16 protein-coding genes and 3 pseudogenes are annotated in these 15,471 nt (G+C 58.6%); 14 read left to right on the forward strand and 5 right to left on the reverse strand.

Translation table 11 applies throughout. From position 1 onward, the window contains the following. Position 1 precedes the first annotated feature (1 nt). Entirely contained in the window at positions 2-1,117 is a 1,116-nt protein-coding gene (locus ACZ1HE_RS19845) for a hypothetical protein (protein WP_472623620.1), read from the reverse strand. A gap of 201 nt (positions 1,118-1,318) precedes the next feature. Next, positions 1,319-2,884, reverse strand: coding sequence for an AMP-binding protein (locus ACZ1HE_RS19850; protein ID WP_472623622.1), 1,566 nt, complete (start codon positions 2,882-2,884; stop codon positions 1,319-1,321). A 131-nt stretch (positions 2,885-3,015) separates the two neighbouring features. Here ACZ1HE_RS19850 and ACZ1HE_RS19855 point away from each other — a divergent pair, with 131 nt between their 5' ends. Both ACZ1HE_RS19855 and ACZ1HE_RS19860 read left to right on the forward strand, forming a co-directional pair. Next, on the forward strand, positions 3,016-3,861 hold the full coding sequence (locus ACZ1HE_RS19855) for a DUF6502 family protein (protein WP_472623624.1): 846 nt from the start codon (positions 3,016-3,018) through the stop codon (positions 3,859-3,861). 2 nt (positions 3,862-3,863) lie between these two features. Next, positions 3,864-4,757, forward strand: coding sequence for a DUF5666 domain-containing protein (locus tag ACZ1HE_RS19860; RefSeq protein ID WP_472623626.1), 894 nt, complete (start codon positions 3,864-3,866; stop codon positions 4,755-4,757). 91 nt (positions 4,758-4,848) lie between these two features. On the opposite strand, the gene ACZ1HE_RS19865 is transcribed toward ACZ1HE_RS19860, so the two are convergent. Further along, positions 4,849-5,376, reverse strand: coding sequence for a prolyl-tRNA synthetase associated domain-containing protein (locus ACZ1HE_RS19865; RefSeq protein ID WP_472623628.1), 528 nt, complete (start codon positions 5,374-5,376; stop codon positions 4,849-4,851). A 174-nt stretch (positions 5,377-5,550) separates the two neighbouring features. Here ACZ1HE_RS19865 and ACZ1HE_RS19870 point away from each other — a divergent pair, with 174 nt between their 5' ends. Then, a complete protein-coding gene (locus ACZ1HE_RS19870; RefSeq protein WP_472623630.1) occupies positions 5,551-6,435 on the forward strand; it encodes a DMT family transporter in 885 nt (294 codons plus the stop codon). 14 nt (positions 6,436-6,449) lie between these two features. Here ACZ1HE_RS19870 and ACZ1HE_RS19875 read toward each other — a convergent pair whose 3' ends face one another. Further along, positions 6,450-7,040: a TetR/AcrR family transcriptional regulator gene (locus tag ACZ1HE_RS19875; protein ID WP_472623632.1), complete on the reverse strand. Its 591-nt coding sequence runs from the start codon at positions 7,038-7,040 to the stop codon at positions 6,450-6,452. A gap of 78 nt (positions 7,041-7,118) precedes the next feature. Next, positions 7,119-7,622 carry a hypothetical protein gene (locus ACZ1HE_RS19880; protein ID WP_472623634.1) on the reverse strand — a complete coding sequence of 168 codons (504 nt, stop codon included), beginning with the start codon at positions 7,620-7,622 and terminating at the stop codon, positions 7,119-7,121. A 389-nt stretch (positions 7,623-8,011) separates the two neighbouring features. Here ACZ1HE_RS19880 and ffh point away from each other — a divergent pair. The 11 genes and pseudogenes from ffh to ACZ1HE_RS19935 all read left to right on the forward strand — a co-directional run bounded on the left by ffh (position 8,012) and on the right by ACZ1HE_RS19935 (position 15,462). Continuing rightward, positions 8,012-9,527: pseudogene (gene ffh, locus ACZ1HE_RS19885) on the forward strand (signal recognition particle protein). 3 nt (positions 9,528-9,530) lie between these two features. Further along, positions 9,531-10,039: pseudogene (locus ACZ1HE_RS19890) on the forward strand (GNAT family N-acetyltransferase). After that, the gene (locus tag ACZ1HE_RS19895) at positions 10,036-10,578 is read left to right on the forward strand and encodes a GNAT family N-acetyltransferase (RefSeq protein ID WP_472623636.1); all 543 of its coding nucleotides are present in this window, start codon (positions 10,036-10,038) and stop codon (positions 10,576-10,578) included. Before ACZ1HE_RS19890 ends, ACZ1HE_RS19895 begins: the two are co-directional and overlap by 4 nt. After that, the gene (locus ACZ1HE_RS19900) at positions 10,575-11,102 is read left to right on the forward strand and encodes a GNAT family N-acetyltransferase (protein WP_472623638.1); all 528 of its coding nucleotides are present in this window, start codon (positions 10,575-10,577) and stop codon (positions 11,100-11,102) included. Before ACZ1HE_RS19895 ends, ACZ1HE_RS19900 begins: the two co-directional genes overlap by 4 nt. Next, a pseudogene (locus ACZ1HE_RS19905) lies at positions 11,099-11,702 on the forward strand (GNAT family N-acetyltransferase). Before ACZ1HE_RS19900 ends, ACZ1HE_RS19905 begins: the two are co-directional and overlap by 4 nt. Before the next feature lie 126 nt (positions 11,703-11,828). Next, positions 11,829-12,125, forward strand: coding sequence for a chorismate mutase (locus tag ACZ1HE_RS19910; protein WP_472623640.1), 297 nt, complete (start codon positions 11,829-11,831; stop codon positions 12,123-12,125). 41 nt (positions 12,126-12,166) lie between these two features. Continuing rightward, on the forward strand, positions 12,167-12,526 hold the full coding sequence (gene rpsP, locus ACZ1HE_RS19915) for a 30S ribosomal protein S16 (RefSeq protein ID WP_472623642.1): 360 nt from the start codon (positions 12,167-12,169) through the stop codon (positions 12,524-12,526). Next, on the forward strand, positions 12,526-13,176 hold the full coding sequence (gene bluB / locus ACZ1HE_RS19920) for a 5,6-dimethylbenzimidazole synthase (RefSeq protein WP_472623644.1): 651 nt from the start codon (positions 12,526-12,528) through the stop codon (positions 13,174-13,176). Before rpsP ends, bluB begins: the two co-directional genes overlap by 1 nt. Positions 13,177-13,182: 6 nt before the next feature. Next, entirely contained in the window at positions 13,183-13,701 is a 519-nt protein-coding gene (gene rimM, locus ACZ1HE_RS19925; protein ID WP_472623646.1) for a ribosome maturation factor RimM, read from the forward strand. A 140-nt stretch (positions 13,702-13,841) separates the two neighbouring features. Continuing rightward, complete coding sequence (gene trmD / locus ACZ1HE_RS19930; RefSeq protein ID WP_472623648.1) at positions 13,842-14,642, forward strand: tRNA (guanosine(37)-N1)-methyltransferase TrmD; 801 nt, start codon at positions 13,842-13,844, stop codon at positions 14,640-14,642. A 64-nt stretch (positions 14,643-14,706) separates the two neighbouring features. Continuing rightward, entirely contained in the window at positions 14,707-15,462 is a 756-nt protein-coding gene (locus ACZ1HE_RS19935; protein WP_472623650.1) for a TylF/MycF/NovP-related O-methyltransferase, read from the forward strand. Positions 15,463-15,471: the final 9 nt, after the last annotated feature.

The raw sequence follows: 15,471 nt of genomic DNA on the forward strand, positions 1-15,471 counted from the left end.
ATCAACTATCCCAAATTGCACCAAAAGCAGGAATGCCACGGCGTTCCATGTCGTAAATGACTTGCTGCGTCAGCTTTTGGTTGGAAATCACGATGACTGCCTCAGCCCCGGTTTCACGGACCGCGTCGAGCGCAAGCGCCGACAAGTCCGGCTTGCCGCGCGTATCGGTGTCCCAAATCAACGGATCTTCGGTATTGCCTTCAATCTCATCAACAAGCGCATCCCCATAAGTCTTGCGAGGGCTTCGAGTCGACCAGATCAACTTGTTCGGCACCTCATGCGCAAGCAAATGCGGCAGGATCGGACCAATACCGCTACCGGTTCCAACATAAACGACCTTCTTGAACAGAACTTCGATGCGTGCCACGCCAGATGTGGTGATCCCTTTCACCCAGACGTGCGATGGCGGGTTGTCGATGAACCGCCCGGTCCAGTCACCTGCCCGGCTGATAACGAGGCGGTAACCTTCTTCGCCAGGCGTCGGAATATTGGCAAAGGAATGCCACTCTCTGAGTGGGCTCAGGCTGAGCGCATTGGACGAGCCAGGAAAAGGCGTGTCACCATAGTTGAACCGCACCACAACAGCATGGCTGGATGGCTTTTCGATCTTCACCGGCACTTTCTTCAGTGTCATCCAGGGCGATGCGATCGACAGAGTGATCAGACACAACAGCCAAAAGGACAGGCTCTCGGCCACGGCGCCCTGATCCGTATCCCGTACCATCGACATATTATGTGCCCAAAACAGCGCCAGCAGGGCCCATCCTGCAAACCGATGGACATGTTCGAACCGGTTGTGGAACTTCTGCCGAATGGGACCAATGGCCGTCACAACCATCAAGACCATCAGAGCAACCATCACAGCGGTCAATCCAAGGGTCACCCGCGATGCAGACCCCACGCCGTTGACCTCATTCGCCACCAGCGCGAACAGCAAAAACGCGAACCAGACCGACCCCGCAACCGCACCGCCCGAATGTAGTCCGCCGAAATGGAACACCTTTCCCGCGCCCCAACGCATCCACAGGGGCCAGCTTGTGGGAATGCGCGTGGCCAACCAAAACAACAGGTTCACCACCCGCTGTTGACGGATCAGAATGGCCAAGGTGAAATTCAACAAGGCCAACCGCGCAATCAGAATCCACGGCGAAAACCCCGCCGTGGCTCCATGCCCGCGACATCAACCCGTCGGCAAAAATCCAGACGTTGACCGCTGCAACCAGTGCAGCCAGTCTGCGATACTCAATAACTGACGGATGCCGGGTGAAGTTACGAAGCCTAAATCGCGACGGCGCGTTGATATCTGTCGTTTGAACCGTCATTCCGCCGCCTCCAAACGAGGTTCCGAAAGCACTTGCCTGGCCATTGCCAACAACAAGCGCTTGTCCAACTTACCCCGGACCGTCTTCGGCAGAGTGCCCAACGGCACGATGATCTTTGGCACACAATAATAGGGCAGTGCTTGCTCTACATTGCTTCTCGCCTCGACGGGGCACACGTCTTCAGGGCTGACAAAAGACACCAGTGTTTGGCCGTCATACTTCAGCGTCACTGCTTGGGCGCATTCTGGGGTTGCCTCAAGCGCGCGCGACACTCCATCCAATTCCACCCGAAAGCCCCGGATCTTTACCAGGTCATCAACACGACCAAAGTGCAGAAGCTCTCCAGCTTCCGTCCACGCACCAAGATCACGGGTGTTGAACATCATATGACCAGGGCGGAATGGGTCGGGTTTGTATCGTTCCGCGTTCAGCTCGGGGTTCGCCAGGTAACCGGCGGTAACACAGTCGCCGCCAGCCCACATCACCCCACGACCGCCGAACGGAACCGGCTTGAGATCCTCGTCAAGAATGTAGACCGTGTTGTTCGGCGTCGGTCTGCCAATCGTCAATTCTGTCTTGTCCGGGTGGTGCCGCATGGCAGTGTTGATGATTGTCGTCTCTGTCGGACCACATGAGTTGTAGAAATTGCAAAAACTCGCCCATTTGTCGGCCAACGGACGTGGACAGGGTTCACCTGCCACTGCAGCAGTCTTGATATTCTGACACGCATCCGCATCCAACGATCCCAGAACAGAAGGCGTCGCGATCAGGACATCCACTTTGCTGGCGGTCTCTTGAATATCAGACCCACGAATGACCAGAGTAGCCCCATTCGACAAGGCTCCCAGTGTTTCCCATGCCGCCATGTCAAAAGCGATCGACAGGACCTGCGCCACTTTCAGACCTGGCCGCATTCCCAGATCCCCCGGAGCAGTCTGCAGAATGTTGCACAGGTTCTTGTGCGTGACCTGAACACCATTGGGCACCCCCGTTGTTCCCGAGGTAAAGAGCACCATGCAGATATCTTCTGGGTCCAGAGGGCTGGGCTCGGTATAGCGCGGGGCCGTCTCGGCACACAGCTGATGCTCCAGCACAATCAACCGCTGTCCGGGCACCAACGGCACCTTGTCCGAAAGCTCTTCTAGCGTCAAAACCACACGCGCCTGTGTCGTCCGGGAAATATGCCGCAGAGCTTTGTCCGTTGCGACACCGACATGCTGCGGAACGTAATACGCTCCCACTTTCATACAGGCCAAAATCCCCACCACCATCGGAATGGATCTTTTTAGATAAAGCCCGACCGCATCCCGATGGCCAATACCAGCATCGGTCAAACGGTGCGCCAACCGCGCGGCAGCTGCATCCAGCGCACCGTAAGTGATTACATCGCTCGCCCATTCCACCGCCGGTGCCTCGGGCTGAAGAGCCGCGAAATGCTCAAAGCCTGCAAGAATGGTCTCGAACCGCGGCGTTTCTTGCGGGCCCCAACCAAATCGCTCAAACCAGTTTTCAGGCGCCGGACCTGCTGCTTGCTGTGGTGAGAAGTTTGTAAGGGACGACACGGTGAAACCTCCTATATGAACTTCCTTCACGTTCATGGGAAATTTTCCCACGATCAATACACAGGGTCGTGAAAATGGTTTCGTAAGTATGAACATTGGCATATATTTGCCGAAACGGCATGGCGCTTGAGATGACATCCAGACAGACAGACACGAACACAGAACGCTTGGAGCGAACGCTTGCATCTGTCCTGCGCCCCCTTTCCAAGATAATGATTAAAAACAATTTCTCTGTGCAAATGGGGATAGAAGCACTTAAACGTGCCCTGGTTGGTTCAGCTTTGGACGGGACCGATGCAACCGACAGCCTCGTCAGCCTTAAAACAGGTGTACATCGCAAAGATGTGAAGAGGCTCCGTTCCGACATCGAAGACGGATCGCCCGCAAAATTTCCCATTCATGGACTAGCGATGGTCCTGGCAACCTGGACTCAGCAAAAGCCATTTAGCAACGGAGCAGGTGGCGGTCGCCCCCTGGCGCGCAAGCGAGACGGCGACACGCCCGGCTTTGATGAACTGATCAAGGCCAGCAAAGTCGATCTGGCAGCAGCAACCGTCATGAACGAGCTCCAGGCGCAGGATCTCGTGACTCAGCACCCCGATGGTGCGATCGAATTGCGCACGACAACCTTTGTCGGCAAAACCGGTGACGCGGCTCTGGAAGCCTTTGAAGCCACCATCGCTGATCACGTCAGGATCGCGACTGAAAATGTGCTCACCCCTCCAGGCGAGCCACGCCAGTTTGATCAGGTATTGCGGTACTCCCACCTGTCGGACGCCTCTGTCACTCAACTGGAGGAGACTGCACGGACTATGGCAGCAGACTACCTTGGAACGCTGAACACCCTCGCCCATAAGCTGCAGAGTCAGGACGATGCCTCGGGCAACCTCCTGAACGGCCGTTTCGTCACTGGCGTTTTTGTCGCCCCCACACCTCCGGTCCGCGACGGGCAGCCGGACAAGGTCAAGGACACATGACAGTGAAACACACATACTCTGCAGCCCTGATCCTGTTTTGCTCGCTCCTGCTGCGCGTTCCAGGTGCCATGGCCGAAAACGAACCTCGCGAGGGCGGCTTGACAGGCACCGGAATTGTCGGAGAAATCACGGCACTGGGCAGTATCGTGGTCAACGGCCATCGGATCACGTTCCCAGCATCGCTGCCTGTCACCTCTGAAACCGGAGAAAAAACAGCAAGTGACTTGGTTCCCGGCGACGTCGTAGCCGTCGCCGTTACCGCGGATCAACAGGGTTGGGCGGCTCAGGCTATCCAGCAGATCCATTCTGTGATCGGGCCAGTTTCTGCACTTGATGGCAACGAGCTCACAGTTCTGGGCGTATCTGTGGAATCTCCGGGCACTTTATCAGATTTGAAGGTAAACGATTGGGTTGCCGTGCAAGGTTTCTGGACCCGTTACGGCATCCAGGCAACCCGCATCGAATCCATAGCTCCGCACAAAACCGCAAGCCTGCAGGGCAGTTACGTTAAGCCCGTCACGGATCAAGGCACAACCACCATTGGCACTGCCACACTTGACATCTCTGGCCTGGAACACGCCAGCCCAGGGGATGTTCTGCGCGTCTCAGGCCCCGTCAAAGGCAACCGCCTGCAAGTGACGGACATTCACCTCGGGGTCTTTGCCCACCCGGTCGGTGTTGTTCTGGCCGAAGGTTATTTTTCCGATGTTGCAGCCTCGGGTCACTACACCGTCAATGGAAGCGGTTTGTCTTCATACACTGACAACCTGGCTCAGACCATGCCTACAGGTCGCGTTCAGGTCTGCGGCATCGATGGTGAGCTGCTGCAGTCTGATGATGGCGTGTCGGATGAACCTCGCAAACAACTGGCAACGCTAGGGTGCGACCTTCCCTAAGTGTTTGCCTGCCGAAGCAGCGGTGCGACGATCAAGCCAACACTGTTGGCACTTCCCCTAGTCGGGCCACCCTTGACTGGGCTGGCTCACCTCAAACCCAATTCACCTCACAACCGATCTTCTCAAAGAACGTCATCATGCCCTCTTGCGACATCGCCACAGTGCGGTCGTTGACCAGCGGGTGCATGTTGATCACATCCGCTTTCTGGGCGGCCGCGTCCATGAAAAACGTCACCCCGTTCTCGACCCCGTTGATCATCGCCAACGGGCTGACCGCGCCCGGACGGATGCCAAGGTTCTGCAATAGTCGATCCGCCGATCCAAACGACAGATTGCCCACGCCCAGTTCAGCGCCCAGCGCTTTCAGATCAATCTCGCGGCTCTGCTCCAGCGTCACCAGATAGTTCCTCTTTTTACGGTCCCGCAAGTACAGGTTCTTGACCCGCAGCGTGGCCTCTCCGGCCACCACGAACTGATCTTCGACTGCCATCGCATCTTCGACCGTGCGCAGCGGCACGTGAGAGTGCAACCGATAGCTCAACCCCCAATCGTCCAGACGCTTGAGCAGCGCGTCCGAACTGAGCGGAAGAGTGTCCTGAAAAGCGGATGAAGCGTCCATGGGCTGTGGCTCCCGTATCAAAGGTAATTCCCAACCGCCTACCACGCAGCCTGCAAAAGGCAATGCCTCAATATCATACTGTATGGTATGATTTTCTTGACTCACTCCGGCAAAGCTGAAATCACACCACCCAGTATGAAATTAGACTCGCAACCCACCACCGAAAGACTCCCCATGACGGACAACTCTCAACCCAGCACCTCGCGCACTCTCCGCCTCAAGGGCATTTGCATCGCACTGTTTGGCGCCGCCCTGATGAGCCTTGACCCCGTGTTCATCCGGTTTTCCGGCGTGGACGAGCTGGAAACCTCGTTCCTTTTCGGCCTCTTCACTGCGATTTCAATGGCGACGGTTATTCAACTCAGCGACAAGCGCGGCGTCCTACAGGTTCTGCGCGACAGCGGCTGGCCGCTTCTGATTTCAGGCCTGCTGATGTTGGGCAGCGCAAGCGGATTGGTCTTTGCCATCAAGAACACCTCGATCGCAAATACGTTCCTGATCCTCAGCGCCACACCCGCCATTGCCGCGATCTTCAGCTGGCTGTTCCTGCGTGAAGTCGCCTCGAGACAGACACTGTTGGCCATCGCAGGTGTCATCGTCGGCATTGCCATCGTTGTCTCGGGCTCTACCGGGTCGGGCAATTTGTTCGGCGATCTGCTTGCCGTCTTTGCGGTGTCCTGCCTTGCCCTGATGATGACGCTCTTGCGCAAGTTTCCGGATGTCAGCCGCATGGGTGCCGTAGGGACCGGAGGGTTCCTGCTCGCGGCCACCATGGTCTTTGTTACCGAGCCCTCGCAGTTCGGCGCGCAAACATGGCTGATCATGGCGGCCATGGGCCTGCTCACCGCCCCTTTTGGTCGCGTCCTGTCCATGGTCGCCACGCGTTATGCCACCGCGACCGAGGTTTCGATGACCCTGATGTTGGAAACCGTTCTGGCGCCGATCTGGGCCTATATCTTCTTCACCGAAGTGCCCGCTGTTGCGAGCCTTGCAGGTGGGGCTGTCATCCTGATCACCATCGCGGCCTATACCTTGCACCTGGCCAAAGCTGGCGATTAGAACCCTCAACTGGTTTAGGGAGCGCCCAAATCTGCCAGTACAACGCGGACCGCCATCTCGGCGTGCCGGGCAATCTCATGGTCGTCCGGCCGCCCCCGCCCCAACAAGGCATCATCGCGATGCGCCAAAAGCATCGAGGTTAGGAGGCATATATGCGCCTCGGGCTCGGCCACGCGCAACCTCTGGGTAAAGAACATGGCCAAGGCCGCATTGGTCTGATCCGGCGCGGCCGTAAAAAACGTGCTGACGACCTCGGGCGAGCGTACACTTTCCGCAACCAACAGGCGGAACACACGGAGCGGCTCGTCCTCCAGATGCCAGCGCATGAACCCTTCGGCAAATTGAACCAAGGCCGTCCTGGGCTCAGCACCCTCAAGGTGGTGCAGGAAATCGGCCCCGCTCGATTGGCCGATCAGCTGGAGCGTGGCCTCAAACAAGTCAATTTTGGACGGGAAGTAGCGATAGACCGTCTGCTTGGTGACCTCAGCCGCCGCCGCAATGCGGTCCATGTTCGCGGCCTCAAATCCAACAGACAGAAATTCATCCCGCGCCGCCGCCAAAATGGCACGGCGCTTGGCTTCGCGTTTTGCTTCCATCTTGCCCATGGATCGCCCCCGAATTGATCATCCTATTCAGTATGCTTTTCCCAGGGGCGGTTCAAGGCAGCTTACCGGCACGATTGCTCAGCTGACGTAAGCGCAGAAGTCCTGAACGTAGCGGATGTAGCCATTGGTGAACATCTCAGCCTTCTCGCGCACATCCGATCCTTGATGCATTATGAAGACCTCGGTTTTGCGCTCGATGTAATGTGTTGTTCCGTCTCCACGACCGGACGCGACATACTCGCCCTTAGGAGGTCGTTGGAACGGTTTTTCATGGCTGAAGTCGGTGCCCTCTTTCGCCTTGAAAAACACCATTGCCATCGGCGGCTCCGTTTCGGCATAGACAAAATAGTCTATCTCCGGAGTGGTTGGATTCTCACTTAACCCAACCGTCAGCATCGGAAATTCGAATGACGTCCACAGCACCCATCCTTCGCCTTCGACCTCTTTCCAGCGATAGGTTGTGAGCTGGCAGTCATTGACCTCAACCGCATGCCGCTCGTCTTTGAACTCGTTCTGTCCACCTGCCTCTATCTGCGCAATCAGCGCCGCTCGATCCGACGCGGCGGTAACGGAACTCGCCATCAACATTGCCAAAAGCAAACTCAAAACCCGCATCAAGCCCTCTTCCCTTGCCTCCTCAAGAGCTAGGAAATTCAGTCAATGGCTGCAAGCGCCCCACCCCCACTTCTCCTTATTGAAAATACAACGGGGGCAGCGCCCCCAAACTCCGGCACCACTTGACTCTGCCCCCCATTCCGCATACGTCCCGCGCAAACACCCGGGAGCATTGTGCCTTCCGGTCCCATGAGTCGTTCAGGGATCGCCCCCCACCAGCGTGTTACGCCCGTGGGGGTAAACTTGTATGGCTCGCCCCGATCCGCATTGCGCCACATCGGCACAATTGGAAACGACCCCGCCGCCTCTTAAGTAAGGGGCACCTGCAAGAACCGGCAAAGGAGCCACGACGCGTTATGTTTGAAAATCTATCCGAACGCCTCTCTGGGGTCTTTGATCGCCTGACCAAACAGGGCGCCCTGTCCGAGGAAGACGTCAAAACCGCCCTGCGCGAAGTGCGCGTCGCCCTGCTGGAAGCCGACGTTTCGCTGCCCGTCGCGCGCGAGTTCATCAAGAAGGTGCAGGATCAGGCCACCGGCCAGGCCGTCACCAAATCCATCACCCCCGGTCAGCAGGTCGTCAAGATCGTGCACGACGCATTGGTCGACACCCTGCGCGGCGAAGAAGACCCCGGTGCGCTCAAGATCGACAACCCGCCTGCCCCGATCCTGATGGTCGGTCTGCAGGGCGGCGGTAAGACCACCACCACCGGTAAACTCGCCAAGCGCCTGAAGGATAAAGAGGGCAAAAAGGTCCTCATGGCCTCGCTCGACGTCTACCGTCCTGCGGCTATGGACCAGCTCAAGGTGCTGGGCGCCCAGATCGGCGTCGACACCCTGCCGATCGTACCCGGCCAGAACCCCGTCGACATCGCCAAACGCGCCAAACAGCAGGCCGCGCTTGGGGGCTATGACGTCTATATGCTGGACACCGCCGGTCGCCTCCAGATCGACGAAGTCCTGATGCAAGAGGTCGAAGACGTCCGCGACGCCGTCTCCCCTCGTGAAACCCTGCTGGTGGTCGACGGCCTGACCGGCCAGGTCGCGGTTGAGGTGGCGGAAGAGTTCGACGCCAAGATCGGCATCTCGGGCGTTGTCCTGACCCGGATGGACGGCGACGGCCGTGGCGGTGCGGCCCTGTCGATGCGCGCTGTTACCGGCAAGCCGATCCGCTTTGTGGGTCTCGGCGAGAAAATGGACGCGTTGGAGACCTTCGAGCCTGACCGCATCGCGGGCCGAGATCCTTGGCATGGGCGACATCGTAGCCCTGGTCGAAAAGGCCCAGGAAACCATCGAGGCCGAACAGGCCGAAAAAATGATGAAGCGCATGATGAAGGGTCATTTCAACATGAATGACCTGCGCATGCAGCTGGAACAGATGCTCAAGATGGGCGGCATGGAGGGCATGATGTCGATGATGCCCGGCATGGGCAAAATGGCCAAACAGGTCGAAGAAGCCGGCTTTGACGACAAGATCATCAAACGCCAGATCGCCCTGATCCACTCCATGACCAAAAAAGAGCGCGCCAACCCCGGCCTGCTGCAAGCCTCGCGCAAAAAACGGATCGCCGCAGGCGCCGGGATGGAGGTCTCTGACCTTAACAAACTGCTCAAGATGCACCGGCAGATGTCGGACATGATGAAAAAGATGGGCAAGATGGGCAAAGGCGGCATGCTGAAACAGGCCATGAAAGGCATGCTCGGCAAAGGCGGCGCCAGCCCCGAACAGATGGCGCAGGGCATGGACCCCAAGGCGCTCGAAGCAGCAGCTAAGGCCATGGGCGGCAAAGGCGGAATGCCCGGTGGCCTGCCCGGTCTCGGCGGCGGCATGGGCCTGCCTCCGGGCCTCAGCGGTTTCGGCAAAAAGAAGTAACCGATGCGCATCCCCACCCTCCAGACAGAGCGCCTGACGCTGCGCGCCCCCAAGCTCGAAGACTTCGAGCATTGGGCGGCATTCTTTGCGTCCGCGCGCGCCATCCACGAGCGGGGCATGATGTCCCGGCGTGAGGCATGGCATGTCTGGGCCGGGGATGTCGGCGTCTGGACGCTACGCGGCTACGGCCCGTTTGGCGTCGAAACCACAGATGGCGGCGACTACGTCGGAGAAGTGGGCATTTATCAGCCCGATGGATTCCGGGACCAGAACTGGGTTGGTTCGTAGTCCCCGAGGCCGAAGGCAAAGGCTATGCCGCCGAGGCCGCCCGTGCTGTCATGACGTGGGTTAGAACAACATTTGGCTGGGACAGGCTGATCAACATCATTGATCCTGCCAACACCCGTTCCATCGCATTAGGTCAACGTCTTGGCGGCGTCATCGACCCCACCGCACAAGGCGATGATCCCGACGACATCGTCATCGTGCATGACCTGCGGGAGATGGCATGATCCAGATCCCCACCATATCGACCCCGCGCCTGACGCTGCGCCCGATGGAAGCCCGCGATTTCGCGAGCTTCACGGCGTTCTTTGCGTCCGATCGGTCGAAATTTGTGGGCGGCCCGATGACGGCCGAACAAAGCTGGCGCGCCTTGGCCACCGAACTGGGCCACTGGCAGTTGCGCGGTTTTGGCCGTTGGGCCGTCGAAGAAACCGCAACAGGTGAATTGGCCGGCATCATCGGCCCCTGGTTTCCCCACGGCTGGCCCGAACCCGAATTGGGCTGGGACCTGATGAACGGGTTCGAGGGCAAAGGATACGCGACCGAGGCTGCACTGGCATCGCGCGAATACGCCTATGACACGCTGGGTTGGAAAACCGCCATCAGCCTTGTTGCCCCGGAAAACCACGGCTCGCGCAATGTCGCCAAACGCATGGGCGCAACATACGAGGGCATCTACGAGCACGAGCGTCACGGCGCGTTGGAAATCTGGCGTCACCCGTCTCCGCAAGATCTCGCCGCTGGCGGGATGGAGGCCTACGCATGACCGCACTCGACCTCAACGTCCCCACCATCGAAACTCAGCGCCTGATCCTGCGTGCCCCGCATGCCGACGACCTGCCGCGCATGACCGCGTTCTTTGAAACCGAACGCAGCCACATGGTCGGCGGTCCCAAGACCGCTGCCGAAAGCTGGGAATCGCTGATCAAACGTCTGGGCCACTGGACGCTGAACGGCTTTGGCCTGTGGCACCTGACCGACAAGGCAACGAACGCCTTTGTTGGCTGGACGGGGATGATTTTCGCCCCCGGTTGGGACGAACCCGAACTGGGCTGGACCGTAATGGACGAGGCCGAAGGCAAGGGTTACGCATTCGAAGCCGCTCATGCCGCCCGCGACTTTGCCGCTCGCCATCAAGGCCTTGATGGCGTGATGAGCTACATCGCCCACGCCAACGACCGTTCCATGGCGCTCGCCACGCGTCTTGGTGCTGCTTACGAACGCGAAGGCGAGTTGTTGGGCAAAAAATGCCAGGTCTGGCGCCACCCGAAAGTGGGGGGCGATCAATGACCGTCTCGATCCCCACCTTGGAAACCAAACGCCTGATCCTGCGCGGCCCCGAAGCTGACGACTACCCGGACTTCAAGGCAACCTTCACCAGCTACCGCGCGCGCTTCATGGGCGGGCCGCTGAACGCCTATGAGTCATGGATGCTCTATGCCGCCGAAATCGGCCACTGGCAGATCCGCGGCTATGGCATGTGGATGATCCACGACAAGGCCACGGATGAGACCTATGGCATGGCCGCACGGCTGGAAACCCGCAAAATGGCCCGAGCAGGAACTGGCCTGGGTGATCTGGCCCGATGCAGCAGGTCACGGTTACGCACTCGAAGCGGTTGATGCCGCGCGCCGCTATTTCTACACCCAGCTCAGTTGGGACGGCGCGGTCAGCTACATCGACCCCAAGAACCTCGACTCGATCCGCCTGGCCGAACGCCTGGGCGCGGTCAAGGACAAGAACGCACAGACCATCGATGGCAACGATGCTGTCTATCGCCATCCCTCGCCCGCGCAACTTGATGGTTCGCAGTTGGCGCATGGCATCGAGATGGAGATCGACCACTACGCCGATCCGCTGTTCAAACCGAAAGGATGGGCACTTGATTAACGCACGTCTTTTCTCTCGGTTCGCCGGTTTCGATGGTGTGTCGCGGCGGTGCACGGGTAGTGCACGCTTGGTGCACGCATTGTGCATCCTGTATTTCACCCAATTTGCTGCAACTCAGAGGACCTCATGACTGATCCCGTGACACGCGCAGCCGAGCTGCTGAAAGACCACCGCGACAGCATCGACCGCCTCGATGCGATTCTCGTCTATACTCTGGGCGAGCGGTTCAAGCACACCCAAGCGGTGGGTCGCCTCAAGGCATCTCACGACCTTCCCCCGTCCGATCCAGCCCGCGAAGCGGCGCAGATCGAGCGGCTCGAAGACCTGGCGAAAGAAGCCGATCTGGACCCCGATTTTGCCAAGGCTTTCCTGAACTTCATCATTCAGGAAGTCATCCGACACCACAAGAAACACCAAGAATAACAGGCCCTTGCCTGCTAACGCCATCTAAAGGAGATAAACCCATGGCTATGAAAATTCGTCTCGCCCGCGGCGGCTCGAAAAAGCGTCCCTTCTACCGCATCGTGGCTGCTGACAGCCGCATGCCGCGCGACGGTCGCTTCATCGAAAAGCTGGGCACCTACAACCCGCTGCTGCCCAAAGACAGCGAAGAGCGCGTGAAAATGAACATGGAGCGCATTCAGTACTGGCTGGACCAGGGCGCCCAGCCCACCGACCGTATCGCTCGTATGCTGGAAGCCGCTGGCGTCCGCGAAAAAGCCGACCGCAGCAACCCCAAGAAGGGCACCCCCGGCAAGAAAGCCCAGGAGCGGGCAGAAGAGAAAGCCGCCAAGGCAGCAGAAGCCGCTGAAGCATCTGAATAATGGGGATAATCTGCGTGCAAGATCAGCTTTTCACAGACGATTTTCGCACGCAGCTTGACCTGCTGATGCGGCTCCGGCGCGACGTGCGCCGGTTCCGCTCTGACCCGGTGGACGAGGTGGCGCTAGCGCGCTGCCTCGACGCCTTTTCCATGGCTCCCTCGGTGGGGCTGTCGGAACCCTGGCGCATCCTGCGCATCGACAGCGACACGGCCCGCGCCGCCGCTTTGAACAATTTTCGCACCGCAAACTCCGAAGCTTTGTCCGGCTATTCCGGCGAACAGGCTGAAAACTACAGCAAGCTCAAACTCTCGGGCATGCAAGAGGCCCCGGTGCAACTCGCTATCTACTGCGATGACGCCACATCCAAAGGCCATGGCCTTGGAGCCCACACCATGCCCGAAATGCGCCGCTATTCCGTCGTGGCCGCCACCACCCTCTTCTGGCTACGCCTGCGCGCCGAAGGGTTGGGACTGGGCTGGGTGTCCGTGCTTGACCCCAAACAACTAGCCATCGACCTGAACGCCGACCCCAACTGGCGGCTCATAGGTTATTTTTGCATTGGCTGGCCGGAACAGATATCTGATACACCCGAATTGCAGCGCGAAGGCTGGGAACAGCGTCACGCACAACTGCCCATTGAAACCCGCTGAGGCCCCATGACAGACACCAACGACAACGACCTGGTCTGCGTCGGCGCCATTGCCGGCTCTTACGGGGTACGCGGCGAAGTACGCATCAAATCCTACTGCGCCATCCCCGAAGACATCGAAGCCTATTCACCACTCACGGATGAGACCGGCACCAAGAGCTTCACAATCCTGCTGACCCGCGCAATCAAGAACGGCTTTGCCGCCCACTTGGGTGATGTGGCGACCAAAGAACAAGGCGACGCCCTGCGCGGCACCCGCCTGTTCGCACACCGCGATCAACTCCCCTCGCTGCCTGACGACGAATACTATCACGCCGACCTGATGGGGCTGGCCGTATTTGACACCGGTGGCACCCAACTGGGCCGCGTGAAGTCCGTGCAAAACCACGGCGCCTCGGACCTGCTCGAAATCGAAGGGCCCGGGATCAAGGGCACCACCCTCCTCCCCTTTACCCTGGCGGCGGTCCCAACTGTCGATCTCGCCAGCGGTCGCATCATCGTTGATCCGCCCGAAGGTCTGCTCTGACCCCCTCCACTTTCTGCGAGTATCCCGGAGCGCAAGGCAGAGCCTCGCCCCGCGCCGCAGGCGCAAATCAAGCGTGCGGTCGGTACTCAATTGGATCACCCGGGCTTTTCGAGCGCCCGACCTTCGCCTATGACACTGACATGAACGATACACCAAGCAAATCCCATGGCCGCAAAGCAATCCGCCCGACATTCAAGCCACGCGAGCTGATGACGGCGACACCCGACCTGCACGGCGTGTGGAAAGCCAAGATTCTAACCCTCTTTCCAACCGCCTTTCCTGGTGTCCTGGGCGAGAGCCTGACCGGCAAGGCCCTGCAGGACGGTCTTTGGCAATTGGAGACCATTGACCTGCGCCAGTTCGGTATCGGCAAGCACCGCAACGTCGATGACACGCCGGCAGGTGGCGGCGCCGGCATGGTCCTGCGCGCTGATGTTCTGGGCAATGCCATCGAATACGCGATGGAGGGTGTTCGCGGCAATTGGCCAATCCTCTACCTGTCTCCGCGTGGCAGGCGCATGGATCAACCAATGATGCGCAACCTCGCGCGCGCCGAAGGGGTCACCCTGCTTTGCGGTCGGTTCGAGGGGGTCGATGAGCGGGTGTTGGAGCATTATGGCATCCAAGAAGTCAGCTTGGGTGACTTCATCATGACCGGCGGCGAGATTGCCGCTCAAGCGCTGATCGACGCGACCGTGCGCCTGATCCCCAATGTTCTGGGCAACGCCGCTTCTACAGAAGAAGAAAGCTTCTCTACTGGCCTTCTGGAGCACCCTCAATACACCCGTCCCGCCGAATGGAAAGAACGATCCATTCCCGATGTCCTAATGTCTGGGCACCATGGAAAAATCGCCGAATGGCGGCAGACGCAAAGAGAAAACCTGACCAGATCTCGTCGCCCCGACCTTTGGGAAGTCTACAAAAAACACTCTGACACCTAACCGCGCTTGACACACGCACCCAAGACTGTCGAATTAGCCCCGCGGAATATCCGGGGGAAAATCTGTGTTTTATGGGCGGCTCAAGGGGCAGGATGGGGAACGCTTTCGCGATGCGATGAAAACCCTGCAGGAATTGTGCGGACCGATGTTCGCATCGGACAACCTGATCGGGTTGCAGCGCGCTGCGGGGTTTCGTGAAGACAAGAGGTTTGTCGACGCAATCAAGCGGAACGCCCAAAACAGACAGGAACAATCTCTAGCTTGGCGCTTGCATACACTGTTGTGGGCTGCGCAAAACACGCTGTCCTTAGACGGAGACTTCGTCGAATGTGGGGTTTGGAAAGGCTTTTGTTTTGCCTTCTTGACCGACTATTTAGAGTTTCAGAATATCGACAAGGTACTTTACCTTTATGACACCTTCGAGGGCATCCCGGACCAGATGAATTCCGAGAACCGTTCCAACGAGGTTTACGAACGAGACAATCAAACCGATCCCGACGCTATATTCAACATTGTAAAAAAGCGGTTTGCAAACCTCCCCAACACTCGGATTGTCAGAGGGATGGTGCCAGACAGTTTTTCCCAAGAATGCCCGGACAAGGTTGCCTTGCTACACATTGATATGAACTCGGCCGCCTCCGAAATTGCAGCGCTAGAAGTGCTGTTTGACAAGGTTGTCCCGGGTGGGATGATCGTCTTTGACGACTATGGTTGGACCGGCTACGCTGCACAGCGACGAGCAGAGGATGCATTTATGGCAGCCCGTGGCCACAACGTGCTGGAACTGCCCACTGGTCAGGGGCTGGTGATCAAACATTGATCCCATGAG

The sequence above is a fragment of the Falsiruegeria sp. JB4-1 genome (assembly GCF_055693495.1).